The organism is Glaciimonas sp. PAMC28666 (assembly GCF_016917355.1).
Classification (GTDB): domain Bacteria; phylum Pseudomonadota; class Gammaproteobacteria; order Burkholderiales; family Burkholderiaceae_D; genus Glaciimonas.
The window spans coordinates 412223-427118 of record NZ_CP070304.1 but is presented as its reverse complement, the minus strand read 5'-3'; the positions used below and the strand labels follow the sequence as shown (position 1 = coordinate 427118).

General features: G+C 48.2%; 12 protein-coding genes and 1 tRNA gene. 10 read left to right on the top strand and 3 right to left on the bottom strand.

The window, feature by feature from the left end; translation table 11 throughout:
• Nucleotides 1-820 precede the first annotated feature (820 nt).
• Nucleotides 821-2503, bottom strand: a complete 1683-nt coding sequence (locus JQN73_RS01875; protein ID WP_205321406.1) for an electron transfer flavoprotein-ubiquinone oxidoreductase — start codon at nucleotides 2501-2503, stop codon at nucleotides 821-823.
• Between the two features lie 202 nt (nucleotides 2504-2705).
• On the opposite strand from JQN73_RS01875, the gene JQN73_RS01870 reads away from it, so the two are divergent.
• Nucleotides 2706-3107 carry a thioesterase family protein gene (locus JQN73_RS01870; protein WP_205321405.1) on the top strand — a complete coding sequence of 134 codons (402 nt, stop codon included), beginning with the start codon at nucleotides 2706-2708 and terminating at the stop codon, nucleotides 3105-3107.
• Nucleotides 3108-3124: 17 nt separating this feature from the next.
• Here JQN73_RS01870 and JQN73_RS01865 read toward each other — a convergent pair whose 3' ends face one another.
• Nucleotides 3125-3691, bottom strand: a complete 567-nt coding sequence (locus JQN73_RS01865; RefSeq protein ID WP_205321403.1) for a LuxR C-terminal-related transcriptional regulator — start codon at nucleotides 3689-3691, stop codon at nucleotides 3125-3127.
• 246 nt (nucleotides 3692-3937) lie between these two features.
• On the opposite strand from JQN73_RS01865, the gene JQN73_RS01860 reads away from it, so the two are divergent.
• The 6 genes from JQN73_RS01860 (at nucleotide 3938) to JQN73_RS01835 (ending at nucleotide 9369) form a co-directional block, all read left to right on the top strand.
• Nucleotides 3938-4633, top strand: a complete 696-nt coding sequence (locus JQN73_RS01860; RefSeq protein WP_205321401.1) for a CoA transferase subunit A — start codon at nucleotides 3938-3940, stop codon at nucleotides 4631-4633.
• Between the two features lie 86 nt (nucleotides 4634-4719).
• Nucleotides 4720-5373: a 3-oxoacid CoA-transferase subunit B gene (locus JQN73_RS01855; RefSeq protein WP_205321399.1), complete on the top strand. Its 654-nt coding sequence runs from the start codon at nucleotides 4720-4722 to the stop codon at nucleotides 5371-5373.
• Nucleotides 5374-5633: 260 nt separating this feature from the next.
• The gene (locus tag JQN73_RS01850; RefSeq protein WP_205321397.1) at nucleotides 5634-6503 is read left to right on the top strand and encodes an alpha/beta fold hydrolase; all 870 of its coding nucleotides are present in this window, start codon (nucleotides 5634-5636) and stop codon (nucleotides 6501-6503) included.
• Nucleotides 6504-6539: 36 nt separating this feature from the next.
• Nucleotides 6540-6890: a RidA family protein gene (locus JQN73_RS01845; protein WP_205321395.1), complete on the top strand. Its 351-nt coding sequence runs from the start codon at nucleotides 6540-6542 to the stop codon at nucleotides 6888-6890.
• Nucleotides 6891-6902: 12 nt separating this feature from the next.
• Nucleotides 6903-9167: a bifunctional (p)ppGpp synthetase/guanosine-3',5'-bis(diphosphate) 3'-pyrophosphohydrolase gene (locus JQN73_RS01840; RefSeq protein ID WP_205321393.1), complete on the top strand. Its 2265-nt coding sequence runs from the start codon at nucleotides 6903-6905 to the stop codon at nucleotides 9165-9167.
• A gap of 127 nt (nucleotides 9168-9294) precedes the next feature.
• Nucleotides 9295-9369, top strand: a tRNA-Val gene (locus JQN73_RS01835).
• 71 nt (nucleotides 9370-9440) lie between these two features.
• Here JQN73_RS01835 and JQN73_RS01830 read toward each other — a convergent pair.
• Nucleotides 9441-10544, bottom strand: coding sequence for a porin (locus tag JQN73_RS01830; protein ID WP_205321390.1), 1104 nt, complete (start codon nucleotides 10542-10544; stop codon nucleotides 9441-9443).
• Between the two features lie 861 nt (nucleotides 10545-11405).
• Between JQN73_RS01830 and JQN73_RS01825 the strand changes: the two genes are divergently transcribed.
• The 3 genes from JQN73_RS01825 to JQN73_RS01815 are packed head-to-tail and all read left to right on the top strand — an operon-like array spanning nucleotide 11406 to nucleotide 14874.
• Nucleotides 11406-12548 (top strand): YjhT family mutarotase, encoded by a 1143-nt coding sequence (locus tag JQN73_RS01825; RefSeq protein WP_205321389.1) that lies wholly within the window; start codon nucleotides 11406-11408, stop codon nucleotides 12546-12548.
• Nucleotides 12538-13257 carry a FadR/GntR family transcriptional regulator gene (locus tag JQN73_RS01820; protein ID WP_205321388.1) on the top strand — a complete coding sequence of 240 codons (720 nt, stop codon included), beginning with the start codon at nucleotides 12538-12540 and terminating at the stop codon, nucleotides 13255-13257. The genes JQN73_RS01825 and JQN73_RS01820 overlap by 11 nt, the downstream gene beginning before the upstream one ends.
• 57 nt (nucleotides 13258-13314) lie before the next feature.
• Complete coding sequence (locus JQN73_RS01815) at nucleotides 13315-14874, top strand: ABC transporter substrate-binding protein (protein ID WP_205321387.1); 1560 nt, start codon at nucleotides 13315-13317, stop codon at nucleotides 14872-14874.
• The last annotated feature ends 22 nt before the right edge of the window (nucleotides 14875-14896 follow it).

Genomic DNA, 14896 nt, shown 5'->3' with positions numbered 1-14896 from the left:
TTCCCACGTCTGGAGGCTCTGCGATCTTTATTACCTGTCTCAGCGAATTTATTCGCGGAGGGTTCTATATTTACGATCGTTTCGTATGGCAGTTTTTGAAACGGATAAAGACTTAAAAATTGGGCTAAATCTGGTTAGCCTTGTCGAATGGAAGCCCGAACGCCAACTTCTCTAAATCGACCAATTTCGTTTGTGTATTTATCGCATTTTCAGGGTCGCGCCCCATAAAACTACCAATGTGACAGCAGTAAGTTCAATTGACCGAATAATATTAATAAAAAGATATCGGGAAAAATTGGACCACGTTCTCGAGTAATGACTTAGAAAACCTTTTTATAAAGCACAGACGCTTTATGTAGATTTTCTACTCACTGCTGATGCAGGCATTTAGCTTTATAGATATAAAAACTACATCTGATTATGACAACAAAAGACGTCGGTATTTCTACGAATATCGACATTTACTGACATTTTGACAAATATTAAGTATATTTTTAACACCATAAGTTACCGGGGAAGCGCCATGGGTGAGTGCGCTGTCCGTTGAGCGTTTGCGATAACAGATTTATTTAGGTGCGGAAAGGGCGAATGCGCGGGCGGGCTCGACGGTTCGGAGTGAAACTGGTTAGCGTTTATTCAAACCGAGGAGGCGCAGGCGGGCTTTACCCGAGCGAAGAAATGAGTCAGGAGAGTTTGACGCAATTTGCAGCAAAATGAACGACATGATTCAATCGCTGCAAATTTATTTTTCCGTCTTGTTGGGTGCCTTACGTTCGCAGATTCTCGAAGGCATCATTTCAAGCTGTATTTAACGCTACAGCTACATATTGGCGTAATTCGGTCCGCCTCCACCCTCGGGCGTCACCCAAACGATATTTTGTGTAGGATCTTTAATGTCGCAGGTTTTGCAATGGACACAGTTCTGCGCATTGATTTGTAATCGTTCGGTTTTATCCGGGTTGGTCACAAATTCATACACGCCCGCCGGGCAATAGCGTGCTTCCGGTCCTGCGTACAGGGCCAAATTCACATTGACAGGCACTGATGGGTCTTTTAACGTCAAATGTGCTGGTTGCTCTTCTGCATGGTTAGTATTTGAAATGAAGACCGACGACAGTCGATCGAATGTGAGCTTGCCATCCGGTTTCGGGTACTTAATCGGTGCATAGTTTGCCGCCGGTTTTAAACACTCATGATCGGCGTGAGTGTGATGTAAGGTCCAGGGGGCCTTACCACCGAACACGATCTGGTCGATACCGACCATTACGCTACCGAAATACAAACCTTTACTCATCCAGGGCTTGAAGTTTCGTGCCTTGTGCAACTCCGCATGTAACCAGGATTTTTCGAATGCAATGGCGTAATCGACCAATTCATCATGTTGACGGTCGGCAACTAAAGCTGCGAAGGCTGCGTCGGCGGCCAGCATGCCGGTCTTGATCGCTGCGTGGCTGCCTTTGATGCGGCTGGCGTTGAGGAAGCCAGCTTCGCAGCCGATGAGGGCGCCCCCGTTAAATGTCAACTTCGGCAGCGATTGCAAACCGCCAGCTGTGATCGCGCGTGCGCCATACGACAGGCGTTTACCGCCGACAAAAAATTTGCTGATTTCAGGATGGGTTTTATAGCGTTGAAACTCTTCATAAGGTGACATGTACGGATTTTCATACGACAGGCCCACGACATAGCCGACTGCCACTTGATTATTTTCGAGGTGATATAGAAAAGAACCGCCATAGGTTTTGGTATCCAGCGGCCAGCCTGCGGTATGAACGACCAGGCCTGGTTGGTGCAACTTTGGATCAATTTCCCAAAGTTCTTTTATTCCCAAGCCGTAAGTTTGCGGATCTTTGCCTTTATTCAAATCGTATTTGGCAATGATTTGTTTGCCCAGACTGCCGCGCGCACCTTCAGCGAATAACGTGTATTTGGCGTGAAGCTCCATCCCCAGCTGGAACGCATCGGTCGGTTTGCCGTCGCGGCCGATACCCATATTGCCTGTAGCGACGCCCTTTACCGAGTTGTCATCGTTGTAAAGCACTTCTGCGGCCGGGAAGCCTGGAAATATGTCTACACCCAACGTTTCCGCCTGTTGTCCCATCCAGCGGACGACATTAGCGAGCGAAATCACGTAATTTCCGTGATTCTGAAAACAAGATGGCAGCATCCAGTTTGGCGTCTTGAACGCTTTGGTGGCTGTCAAAAAGAGGAACCTATCTTCACTGACTTCAGTGTTAAGGGGAGCGCCCAGTTCTTTCCAATTGGGAATTAATTCCGTCAGAGCCTGTGGGTCCATGACGGCACCGGACAAAATGTGGGCACCGATTTCGCTGCCTTTTTCGAGTACGCAAACCGAAACTTCTTTTCCGTTTTCGTTGGCTAACTGCTTCACTCTAATCGCAGCGGCCAATCCAGCAGGACCACCGCCGACGATGACGACGTCGTACTCCATCGCCTCCCGTGGGCCGTATTGTTCAAGACTGCTTTGCGTCTGGTTTTCGGTCATTGTCTCTTCACCTCTATTTAATTTTCGAACGTTTGTGCTAATTGTCAGGGATATTGCGGCAGAATACTAGACTTGCCTTATTCGTGCAGCGTGTAGATTCATGTTCTGCGTGCGGGATGTTGCGTCCCTGCATCAGTTGTCAGTTTTTGATTCTGTTCCGCTTGTGCCGGATGGGCCCAAGTTTTTTCATCGAAAGAATGTAATGGATAGCAGAAAATTAGTGCATCGCAGTCGAATTGCCATTCGCTGGGGAGATATGGACGCGATCGGGCACGTGAATAATACGGTTTATTTCAGATATATGGAGCAAGCACGCATCGAGTGGCTGGAAACATTAGGGCGACCTTTTGAAGGTACGCAAGGTCCCGTTTTAATCAACGCCGAATGTAGTTTTTTGCGTCAGCTCAAGTACCCGGGCGATATTGAGGTTTGCTGCTATCTGGGTGCGGTCGGTCGGTCCAGTTTTCAGACGACGTATGAGATTCGACGGGTCGATACCGCCGAAGTGATCGTTGCAGAGGGATCCGGCAAGTTAGTGTGGATTGATTTTAAATTAGAAAAATCAGTACCTTTGCCAGACGCAATACGCTTATTGTTGACTTAAATCAGCTGGTCGCTAAATTAATGATCGTGCACCATCCCGAGTAACCGGTGGACCAACTCGCTCGAGGTCGCTGCGGCAAACTTCTTCATCAGATTGGCACGATGCATTTCGACGGTACGCGGGCTGAGCCCGATTTGTTTGCCAATTAATTTGCTGGTTTTCCCTTCCACCAATAATGCAGCAATTTCGCGCTCGCGTGGCGATAGCTCAGCGGACGCCTTACGCTTGCTGCTTAAATCCTCAAAAGTCCAGATTCCGGCGGCATGGGTGTTTTCTGGCACCAACGTGTGACCGATGACGTGGCACCAAAAAAGCTCGCCATCTGCGCGACGCATGATGCGTTCATCCGAATAGGTCCCTTTTGCGCTCATGATCGGTACGATACGCGCGCCGGTGCGTTCAAATTCATCCGGTGTAGGATAAAGAATCTGAAAAGATTGACCGTTTAGTTGCTCGCGCGCATAGCCAAACATGCTGGTCAATGCAGCATTGCAAACCTGCATTACACGATTTTTGGAAACGCACATGCCAATTGGCGCGTGCTCGAAAATGACTTGATAATCGATTTCTGGGAAGTCATTCATTGGCAGTATATAAGTGCAATCGGCGCTGCTTCATGCCGATGTTGTCGTGAGTGGGGGCGCGCGCTTTATGTGGTAAGTTGCAAGCGCCGATACCATATTTATGTAATGAACCTAATATCGTATAGTGCCTATGGGTAATTGGCCTTGCGTAGTTTTACGGTATTGTCGGAACGGACGGATCATCATATGCTATCAGGCGAATAAAAAGCAAAAATAGTCTGAGTTAACTCAAAAGGAGATAGCGGTATGAACAAAGTTTATCCTGACGCGATTAGCGCGTTGGCAGGTATCGTCAGTGACGGTCAAACTGTCGCCGTAGGCGGTTTTGGTTTGTGTGGTATCCCTGAGGCCCTCATTGCCGCTCTGCGAGATTCGGGAGTCCAAAATTTGACCGCAATTTCGAATAACGCGGGCGTAGACGGTTTTGGCTTGGGCCAATTGTTGACGACCCGTCAAATCAAGAAAATGATCGCCTCTTATGTCGGTGAGAACAAAGAGTTTGAACGGCAATATTTGGCAGGGGAGCTTGAGTTGGAGTTCACCCCACAAGGAACGTTGGCAGAAAAACTGCGTGCCGGCGGATCTGGAATTCCTGCTTTCTTCACCAAAACCGGTGTTGGTACGCTGATCGCCGAAGGCAAGGAAGTGCGGGAATTTGACGGTGAGAAATACATCATGGAGCGTTCGCTCGTTGCTGATATATCTCTCGTTAAGGCTTACAAGGCAGATAAAAGCGGCAATCTGGTGTATAACAAAACGGCTCGCAATTTCAATCCAAACATCGCAATGGCCGGAAAAATAACCGTAGTAGAGGTCGAGCATTTGGTCGAAGTTGGTGAAATTGATCCAGACGAAGTACACACTCCTGGCATCTTTGTGCATCGGATCGTGGTCAATGCCTCGCCGGAAAAGCGAATAGAACAACGCACCGTCAGCAAATAAGCCTTGACGTCTCGTTTTTAGTGCCTGCTAAGCTGCAGTGACGCTGAGTTCGAGTAAGAAAAACACTATAAGATCGGAGAATGAATATGGCATGGACTCGTGATGAAATGGCCGCGCGTGCGGGGCAAGAATTGCAGGACGGTTTTTACGTTAATCTGGGCATCGGATTGCCGACCTTGGTTGCCAATTACGTGCCGAAGAATATGGAAGTCTGGCTTCAGTCAGAAAATGGTCTGTTGGGTATTGGGCCTTTCCCTAGCGATGACAAGGTCGATCCGGACTTGATCAACGCAGGCAAGCAGACCGTGACCTCTTTACCTGGCTCATCGTTCTTCAGTTCGGCAGATTCATTTGCCATGATTCGCGGCGGCAAAGTGAACCTTGCTGTACTTGGCGCCATGCAGGTGTCTAAAAACGGTGATCTGGCTAACTGGATGATTCCCGGAAAAATGGTCAAAGGAATGGGCGGCGCGATGGATCTGGTCGCAGGCGTCAAGCGCGTCGTGGTCCTCATGGAGCACGTGGCCAAGGCGAAGGATGGATCGACTTCCCACAAAATACTCGAAGAATGTAATTTGCCGTTGACCGGCATTGCAGTAGTAAATCGCATTATTACGGATTTAGCCGTGCTCGATGTGACGCCACAAGGCTTAAAAGTGGTTGAGCTGGCGACCGGTGTGACAAGAGAAGAGTTAATAGAAAAAACTGGCGCACCGCTGGATTTCAGTAGCTTGCATTAAGTCGATTCAACGACAATTCAGCACCGACAGAAGTTTGTCGGTGCTTTTTTTTGCCCATTTTTTTTGGATAGCATAGAAGAAATAAGGATTAAAACCCAAACAAACAAGAGAAAGGTCATGCACAGGCGAGCATCGCGATTGATAGCTTCGACACTCTTTATCTGTTCAGGCAATCATGATTACGCTTTAGCGCAGGTTTTTTAGTGCAAGCAACGGTAGAATAGAGGGGCTTTTACTTGTATGCCCAACCGGATGCCGTTATGACTTCAGCTTCGCACAAGACCGTCCAATGCCTTTCCCCTGCAGGTTTGCATACGATGGCGTATCAAGAATGGGGTGATTCGCATAACCCCAATATATTGCTGTGTATTCATGGTGTGACACGCGTATCTGATGACTTTGATCAATTAGCACGCTCAATGTGCGACACCTATCGCGTCATATGCCCAGATGTTGTTGGTCGTGGCCGCTCTGGCCGCTTGCGTGATCCCCAATTTTATGTTGTGCCGCAATATGTCAGTGATATTGTGACGCTGTTAGCGCGCCTAAATGCCTCTTCCGTCGATCTTGTAGGAACCTCGATGGGCGGCCTGATCGGTTTAGGTCTGGCATCTTTGCCCGATAATCCGATCCGCAAGCTGGTTCTAAATGACGTTGGCCCCAATCTCAACCCTGGCGCGCTGACACGCATCGCAGCGTATATCGGGGCCGATATGCGATTCCCCACCTTCGAGGCTGGTGCGGCTTATATTAAGTCAATTTCTCTTCCCTTCGGAGAGCATACAGACGTAGAGTGGCACAAATTAGCTGCCGACGTGTTACGCCAAAATGCGGGCGGAGAATGGGTGCGCCATTACGATCTGGGCCTGGCCGTCCCGTTTGCGACGTCGACCGTAGAAAATTTCAAGAGCGCCGAAGTGATGTTGTGGGCGGCGTATGATGCCATTCAATGTCCAACATTATTGGTTCGCGGCGGACAATCCGATCTGCTCTCGCGTGATGTAGCGGTGTCGATGACGCAACGTGGCCCGAAGGCGAAGCTGGTTGAATTCGACGGTGTGGGACATGCACCAACATTGTTGCACTCCGATCAAATTACGGTCGTCAGCGATTTTTTGTTCGGTCAATAAATAAAACAAACCAATTTTTAGCGTCAAGGAGAATCCATGAGTGTCACGCGTTTACATGTAGGAAAAAGATTGTCAGAAGTGGCTATCCATAACGGGACTATTTATCTTGCCGGTCAATTGGCAGAAGACGTTAGTCAAAATATAGAAGCACAAACTCGCGAAACGCTGGGTCACATTGATCGTTTGCTGGCCGAGGCTGGTAGCGATAAGGAGCACATTCTTTCGTGTCAGATTTATCTGGCTGACATCAAGGATTTCTCCGGTATGAATACGGCATGGGATGAGTGGGTAGCGACAGGTAATTCCCCGCCGCGTGCCACCGTGGAAGCCAAATTGGCCCGACCCGAAATATTGGTCGAAATTGTTATCGTTGCAGCACAAAAGTAAAAAGTAAAAGTAATGGTCGCGATTGCCTCAACTCAGAATGCCGCCCAAGTGCAGCTTTGTACCGGATTAAGTGCCGAAGATAGCGCTCGCGTCCTCGACGCGTTGGCGTTTGTGGAGCCATGGTATGAGGGCAAGATGGTTGCGACCGGTCAAACTGCGCTCGAATTTTCGCAAAGTGTCGCTAAGGTATTGGCTTTGCTCAACACTGATGTTGAGACGCGCATCGCTGGGCTGCTATTTGAGCTGCCGTTATTTGATCCTGCTAATCTGGCGATGATTGAACCGCGGTTTGGCAAAGAAATTACGGAATTGGTAGTTGGAATTCGACAGTTGATGCGACTCCATGGTTTCACCTTTGCGTTACCTCAAGAAGTCATGCGGGGGAAAAACGCGGCGCAGCAGGCAGCTACCCAAGTGGAGACGTTGCGCAAAATGCTGTTAGCGATGGCGAGTGACATGCGCGTGGTGTTGGTGCGATTGGCTTCACGGTTAGTCGGGCTGCGGTTTTTTGCCGAGCAAAAATTGGAAACTGAGCTGACTAGTCAATATGCGCGTGAAACGCTGGATTTGTACGCTCCGCTGGCTAATCGACTCGGTATCTGGCAATTAAAGTGGGAGCTCGAAGACCTGTCGTTTCGTTTCATCGATCCGGCGACATACAAGCGCATCGCCAAGATGCTGGAAGAGCGACGCATTGAGCGGGAAGGTTTTGTGGAGGTCGCCATTACGCGGTTGCGGAATGAGTTGGCCGCCGCCGGGATTAAAGCGGAAGTCTCCGGTAGACCTAAGCATATTTTTAGTATCTGGAACAAAATGCGCGGCAAGGAGCTCGATTTTTCTGAGCTATACGATGTCCGAGCGTTTCGCGTTATTGTCGAGGATGTCAAGACCTGCTACACGGTATTGGGCATCGTTCACAATATTTGGGTACCGATTTCGAAAGAGTTCGACGACTATATTTCACGCCCGAAGCAAAATGGTTATCAATCGCTGCACACCGTTGTAATGGCTGAGGATGAGCGCGCATTGGAGGTGCAGATTCGCACCAATGATATGCATCACTTTGCTGAATATGGCGTCGCTGCGCATTGGCGTTATAAGGAGGCCGGTGGCTCGAATTTTTCAGCGCAAAAATATGATGAGAAAATTGCCTGGCTGCGGCAATTACTGGCCTGGAAAAGCGAAGTCGCGGATGCCGTCGTCGAGCATGAAGACAGTCGCCGTGAATGGCTGGAAAAATTAAAGTCCGCCACGCTCGACGAGCATATTTATATCCTCACGCCGCAGGCACGGGTCATTGAATTGCCAAACGGTGCCACCCCAATCGACTTCGCTTATCATTTGCATACCGACGTTGGGCACCATTGCCGTGGTGCTCGCGTTGATGGCGTAATGGTGCCATTGAACACAGTGCTCAAAAACGGCCAGACGGTTGAAATCATTACCGCTAAAAGTGGTGCAGGAACGGCCGGTCCGTCGCGCGATTGGTTGACCCCCGGTTATGCAACCAGCACCCGCACCCGCTCCAAGGTCCGGGCGTGGTTCAACGCCATTGAACAGCAAGAAACGCTCTCCACCGGACGAGCGTTGCTTGATAAAACATTGCAACGCGAAGGGAAGACCGCGGTTAATCTGGAAGAGCTGGCGCGCAAGCTGGGCTTTCCCAAGCTTGAGGAATTACTGCTTGCGCTGGGTAAGGACGAGTTTAGTCTACGTCACGTCGAGCAAGGGCTGCGTGAAGAGGAGATCGCCAAACCCGCGGCCAGTGACATACATCAGGAAGAGGCGGCAATTACCCGTAAGAGTCGCGCTTCTAGCGTCGAGCACGGTGGGAAAACTGGCGTCTTGGTGGTTGGTACCGACGGGTTAATGACACAATTGGCCAAGTGTTGCAAACCAGCTCCCCCAGACCCGATCATCGGCTTTGTCACACGCGGTAAAGGCGTCTCGATTCATCGGGAAACTTGCAAAAATTTTGCAGAAATGCGCACCAAAGCCCCGGAACGTGTCATTCAAACGACCTGGGGTGCGCCCACCGTTGAAACGGTATATCCAGTTGATATTTTTATCCTCGCTAGTGACCGGCAAGGTCTGCTCCGTGATATTTCGGAAATTTTTCTGCGCGAGAAAATTAATGTCATCGGTGTCAGTACCCAAAGTGCTAAAGCCCACGCGAGAATGGCTTTTACCGCCGAGATTGCCTCCACTGCGCAACTGCAAAAAGCCTTAACGATCATACGCGAAGTTAAGGGCGTATTAGAGGCCAAGCGCCAATAATGCAGGTTTTCAGCGCAAGGCGGCGCTTGTCGTCGCGCTATAACTTGTGCGATAATTTGGTTCTTCGGCGCTGGTCAAAAGCCATTTTGACGTGTATTTAACGGCATCGACAGATCGATTCTCAAAAGGAAGGTTAGCTCAGGGGTAGAGCATCGCACTCACACTGCGAGGGTCGCAAGTTCGAAACTTGCACTTTCCACCAATATTTCCAATTTTAACCAAGCACTTAGGTTTACGTGCGGTGGTCTTTTCTTTTACTTCGCCTCCTTTTTGTTAGAACGATTGATTAATACCGACGTAAGAGCCGGCTTGCGCGTGGCCGGGGAGGGGATTGTCCAGATTGTTATTGTTCAGACCCGGGTTATTCGGTTCTAACGAGAAGGTGGCATTTGAACCATTTTTCACGTAACCAACGTTTGCGTACAGAAAGGTGCGTTTGGACAGGTTGTATGTGCCGCCCAATTCAAACATCGTGGCGTGACCTTGGCCGTCATGTGTCGCATTTGCATTGCCCCGGCCGACATCGATACGATAGACCCCCGCTGTCAATAACAGCGCTGGCGTCATGCCGTAATTAAATCCAAGCCAGTAATGATTTGCCGTCTTAGCAAGCCCAGTCGGCGTATCTGGCGCTACCATTCGGGTTACGGCACCTTGAATTATAAATTTTTGAATGCGCAGATTGCCCCCGATTACTAACTCTTTAGAGGACGTAAATACATTACTGAACTGACCGTTGCTATCCCGCATTTCGTCATAAATAGCACGAACGTCGAACAGCGCCGATTGATAGGTTAACTGGATGCCATCGGTTCTACCGAATCCGCCCGGAGTGCCTGCATTAAAATTAGCCGTCTGGCCGGGAAGCGAATTTTGGACGGCGACGTCAAAGCCACTATAGGATGGGCTCAGGTAGGTGATGTTGCTATTCGTTTGCTGCCAGTTGCGGCCGCGCACAAGTGAAGCGGAGCCAAACAATTCCTGCACAAAAGGGTCGATCATAGTGACGCCATTGCTGATGAAAAGATCGCGGCCAAGTTTTATCGTCCCGAGGTCGTTGCTTGAAAGGCCCACAAACGATTTTCGAAAAGAAGCACCCCCCATTCCCGTCATGATTTTGACCGCGTCAGAGATAACGAAAATGGCCTTGTTTCCTCCCCCCAGGTTGTCTGCGCCAGTGACATTTATCATCCCGACGCCCCAGTCGCCATTTTGCGTCCCAAACCGCGATGCCGTTCCACCAGTAGATGTTTGCACCTGATTCAGATACGCAAATCCTCCGTCAACGCGTCCGGAGAACGTGACGGTGGATTGTGCTGTAGCGAGTCCCGTCGCTGCAGCAAGTGTCGCCAGGACTACAATTTTATTTATTTTCATGTCGTATGAATTGTAAGATTATGGAGAGGGGAAATGCCGAAACTCTTTTCAATCATTGACCTATTTCAAATTAGGTCATCGTCTTTGATTTCAGCCGTTTGTGTCTAACTCTGCGATTGCCTGGTTTCGGAACACAAGAGGATGCGCGAGACCCAAGGGCCCATCGCAGCACCGATTCCGAAAATAACTCTCAGACAAAAGCATTGAGTAAGAATTTTCTTAAACCCCGTACCGCTTATGACGAGTCAGTAGTTTTTCTTAGGAATATACTGGTAGATATCTGACATCTAACTTCCGGTTGAATATTAACATTCGAAAAAAAGCTCATGCAAGCGTTTTTTAAGTATCTGTGTTGTTTTAGATGGTTTTTTTAATTTTTTTGAAGATATCTAGACAAAAATAGACTTTTTTTACTAAATCGATATTTTGATGTTTTTAATTTTTATTTGTGAATTTAAATTAGAAGTAAGATCACTTTACGGAAAAATGAGAGATTATTTGTCTGGAATGGGTAGGCGGGGTTGGGAAGTGATGGGAATATCGATTTTTCCCGCATAGGATGCATTTTTTTTCAGTAAATTTTTTGGGGTCATTATGATTCAGATGTCATTTTTTTAGCCTATGCGGCATGAGCCGGAGAAATTTTATTTATATTAATCAATGACTTAATATGACTTTGGGATAATAACGCCTTTTTCCGGCAGTTGTTTTAGCCAGGTCAGTGGCATTAGATTCAGTGGATTAAGCTAATTTAGATGTTTGACATCTTACCACCGAGGTGCAATACTTCGATCTAGGCGGACCGATTCAAGATCAGCGCCCCTAACAAACTTGGGCGTAATGTCAAAGAGCGTCTTAACGATGGGCATAAAAATAGTGTGTGATCAGGATCTGAATGAAAACGTTGTGTGGCCGTCCTTTCCAATGATTTTGAGGGAGGCTGTAGGCGCGCAGGTAGGGACTGTGCTTTATGCCGGTTTGGGCACAGTTGGCAATGCGTGGTTTGGACTGGATACGCAGCTGATGCCGAAATCATGGCAGCGTCTGGCAGACTTCCCGGCAGCCGTGCCGTGTGGGGCAGTGTCTGCAGTCGTGGATGGAAAGATTTATGTGTTTGGCGGTGCCGGGCGCACTAATGCATCGGCTAGTTTGGCGCAATTTGATGTTGTCCATTGCTACAACCCGTTATCGGATAGCTGGACCTGCCTGTCGACACATTTACCTATCGGTTTGTTGGGAGCGTCTGCAATGTGTGTAGACGATAGGCATATTTTGTTCTTTGGCGGTTATAACGCCACGCAATTTAATGCATTTTTTGCAAGGTATACGGCGCTTGCTCCTTCGCAACAGTCGCAGGCGTTAGAGGTGTTTATGGCAAGGCCGGTGCAGGACTATGCATGGAACGGGAGCGTCTGGCAACTTAACGTGCTAACTCTGGCGTGGAAAAACCTCGGCGCAGTGGACCATTCGCCGAATTGCGGCAGTAGTGTGATTCAGCATCAGGGAAACATTTATTTGTTGAGTGGCGAAGTCAAGCCTGGATTGAGATCGGATTCTGTGAAACGTGCGATATTTGCCGATGGTCGTGTGAAATGGCTTGATGAGGCGCATTTACCGCTCATAAGTGAGATTGCGCCGCAAGAAGGTGTTGCCGCTGCATTTTCTGGCTGCTGGGGTGGATATCCAATGTTGGCAGGCGGCACCAATTTTCCGGGCGCACGGCGCCGTTACGATGCGGGAAAGTTTTACGCTCATTCGGGTTTGTTAAAAACCTGGCGTAATGAAATATATGTTTTTCGGGATGATGTCTGGATAATGGTTGGCAGATTGCCCGTTGCACGCGCACATGGGCTGTCATTTCAAGTTGCAGCGGGGCTGTTGTTTGTCGGCGGTGATACGCAGGATGGGGTCCCTTGTCTGGACACTTTGTTCCTGGCGCATCCTGACGAAGCGGCACCGTCCACCGTTCCAGACTTTTTTCGGAGAGATTCAAGTGACAACTAAAGTTCCGGCATATCGCCAAGTGCAAATTGAAATCAAGAAATTCATCAAAATTAATAATTTGAAATTCGGTGATTGTTTGCCCCCTGAGGCGCAGCTTGCCAAAAATCTGGGAGTCAGTCGTCCTTCACTACGGGAGGCGGTTAAATCACTGGAGTCGCTTGGTATCGTAGAGTCACGGCACGGAGAAGGGATTTTTGTTAAAGAATTTTCCTTTGATTCAATTGTGGAAAATTTGCCGTACTCAATGAATGAGGGCGACGAGAATGTTAAAAAGCTTTTGCACGTTCGCAAATACCTTGAGCTGGGCGCGATACCCGCAGTAGTCGAGCGTATCAGCCCCGAGAGTATTCAGCGCTTGAGGGCATTAGGTGAACGCATGTTGAGCAAAGCATTGGATAAGCAGACATTTGAGCAAGAGGATCGCGACTTTCATGCCGAAATGTATAGCTGCTTAAAGAACGATTTTCTTCTGTCATTGATTGATTTATTTTGGAAAGTCTTTAATGAGATGAATCAATCCGCTCGCTCCGTGGACCATTGGGCGCTGGAAGCAACCGCCAAAGATCATTTGCGCGTTGTCAATATGCTTGAAAAGAAAGATGTTTTTGGCGTGTTATCCGCGCATCGCGAGCATTTCCAATCGATTGTTGATAGCTATCCGGAAGACCTTAGTGTTGAGCTGGAAGCTGAAGTAAAGATGGACGAATAGTTTATAGAATTTTTTTACTTTTTTAGAAAACAATCTGACCGATATTCCGGGGTATGCATGTTGAAACTCAATAAAAAACTTCTGATGTTGTTGACTGCACTAATGCTGCTAGCTGGCAGCGGTACGGGGATAGCAGCAGAGAAGATATTTGTTGGCGCTTTTGATGTGGGCCCCAGTGGTAATGCCCAAAAATTCAATCCTTTAACTGCCAGCGCCGGATTTAGTTTTTACAATAAATATTTTAGTACGCTAACGTTATACGATGCCGCGCTTGAAAAAATCAATGGTGACTTAGCGCAGAGCTGGGCTTTTTCTGCCGATGGAAAAAGCATGATAATCAAATTACGTAAAGGAGTGAAGTGGCACGATGGTGCTCCGTTTACGGCAAAAGACGTTAAATTCACGTTTGATTTAATCAAAAACCCTGACATGGCAAGTAGCTTTTCTGCGCGGTTGAATCATGTCACCGACATTCAAACGCCGGACGATAGCACCGTGGTGTTAACGCTAGATACGCTGGATGCTTCTTTGCCGGATGCATTTACCAGCATCATGATTGTTCCTGAACATTTGCTTGGAAAAATGTCGGTTAAAGAGCTGCGCAATTCTGATTGGTGGAAGCAGCCGATTGGCACAGGCCCTTTTAAATGGCATGCGTATTTACCCGATCAATACGTTGAGCTAGACGCAAACAAAAACTTTTATCGCGGTCGTCCAAAGCTCAATAAGCTAATCAATCGCTATTTCAAAGATGGAAGTTCGGCATCAATTGCTTTACAAGCTGGAGAAATCCAGCACACTTATTTGACGCTGGATCAAGTTAAACAGAGTCGGAACAATAGTGTATTCAATGTGATTGCCGGCCCATCGAATGTGCTGAATTACATTGGGGTTAATAATAACGATCCACGCTTCAAAGATGTGCGAGTTCGTCAGGCCATTTTGCTGGCCATTGATCGTAACGCCATCATCAAATATATCTACGGTAACGAAGCAACGCTAAGTAATTGCGTGTTATCGCTACCCAAATTTGTACCAGCCGATATCAATCCATATGCGATGAATGTGACGGTGGCAAAGCAACTTCTGACAGATGCCGGGTGGCATAAACTGAATCATGATTTACCGATTGAGTTGCTAACTTATTATGGCGATCAAGTATCCAAAGATGTCGTGTCTTCTTTACAGGCAATGTTAGGCGATATAGGGATTAACATCCGACCGCGGTTCGTTGACGTGGCAACATTTTCGCAAATGGTTGAGTCAGGTAAATTCAGTATGGTATTTGCCGGCGGTGGAAATGGCCCGGATCCCAGCGTACTGGCGCCATTGATGGCATCAACCGACGCGCCACCAAAAGGTGCGAACCGAATGCGGGTAAATCTGCCGGAATTAGATCGCTTGTTTAAGGCTGGTCAAATAGAAGCAGACGATGTCAAGCGTACGAAAATTTATAAAAACGTCTGTCGGCTAACCAATGCAAAATTGCCGTGGATTCCGTTATGGATGACCAACCGTTTCGGTGGTGTCGCCAAGAATGCCAAAAATGTCATCTGGACGCCAGCACCGAGCGGCGGACGATATCAGGACTTTCCGGAAAATTGGTCTCTGCATTAATCTTTAATCCTTAATTTGTCGT

What these genes read in the sequence shown, in the direction of transcription:
- JQN73_RS01845 (WP_205321395.1), top strand. Translation starts at nt 6,540, where the DNA reads ATGAGTGTCACGCGTTTACATGTAGGAAAAAGATTGTCAGAAGTGGCT.
- JQN73_RS01875 (WP_205321406.1), bottom strand. Translation starts at nt 2,503, where the DNA reads ATGACCGAAAACCAGACGCAAAGCAGTCTTGAACAATACGGCCCACGG.
- JQN73_RS01815 (WP_205321387.1), top strand. Translation starts at nt 13,315, where the DNA reads ATGTTGAAACTCAATAAAAAACTTCTGATGTTGTTGACTGCACTAATG.
- JQN73_RS01855 (WP_205321399.1), top strand. Translation starts at nt 4,720, where the DNA reads ATGGCATGGACTCGTGATGAAATGGCCGCGCGTGCGGGGCAAGAATTG.
- JQN73_RS01840 (WP_205321393.1), top strand. Translation starts at nt 6,903, where the DNA reads ATGGTCGCGATTGCCTCAACTCAGAATGCCGCCCAAGTGCAGCTTTGT.
- JQN73_RS01865 (WP_205321403.1), bottom strand. Translation starts at nt 3,691, where the DNA reads ATGAATGACTTCCCAGAAATCGATTATCAAGTCATTTTCGAGCACGCG.
- JQN73_RS01830 (WP_205321390.1), bottom strand. Translation starts at nt 10,544, where the DNA reads ATGAAAATAAATAAAATTGTAGTCCTGGCGACACTTGCTGCAGCGACG.
- JQN73_RS01850 (WP_205321397.1), top strand. Translation starts at nt 5,634, where the DNA reads ATGACTTCAGCTTCGCACAAGACCGTCCAATGCCTTTCCCCTGCAGGT.
- JQN73_RS01860 (WP_205321401.1), top strand. Translation starts at nt 3,938, where the DNA reads ATGAACAAAGTTTATCCTGACGCGATTAGCGCGTTGGCAGGTATCGTC.
- JQN73_RS01825 (WP_205321389.1), top strand. Translation starts at nt 11,406, where the DNA reads ATGGGCATAAAAATAGTGTGTGATCAGGATCTGAATGAAAACGTTGTG.
- JQN73_RS01870 (WP_205321405.1), top strand. Translation starts at nt 2,706, where the DNA reads ATGGATAGCAGAAAATTAGTGCATCGCAGTCGAATTGCCATTCGCTGG.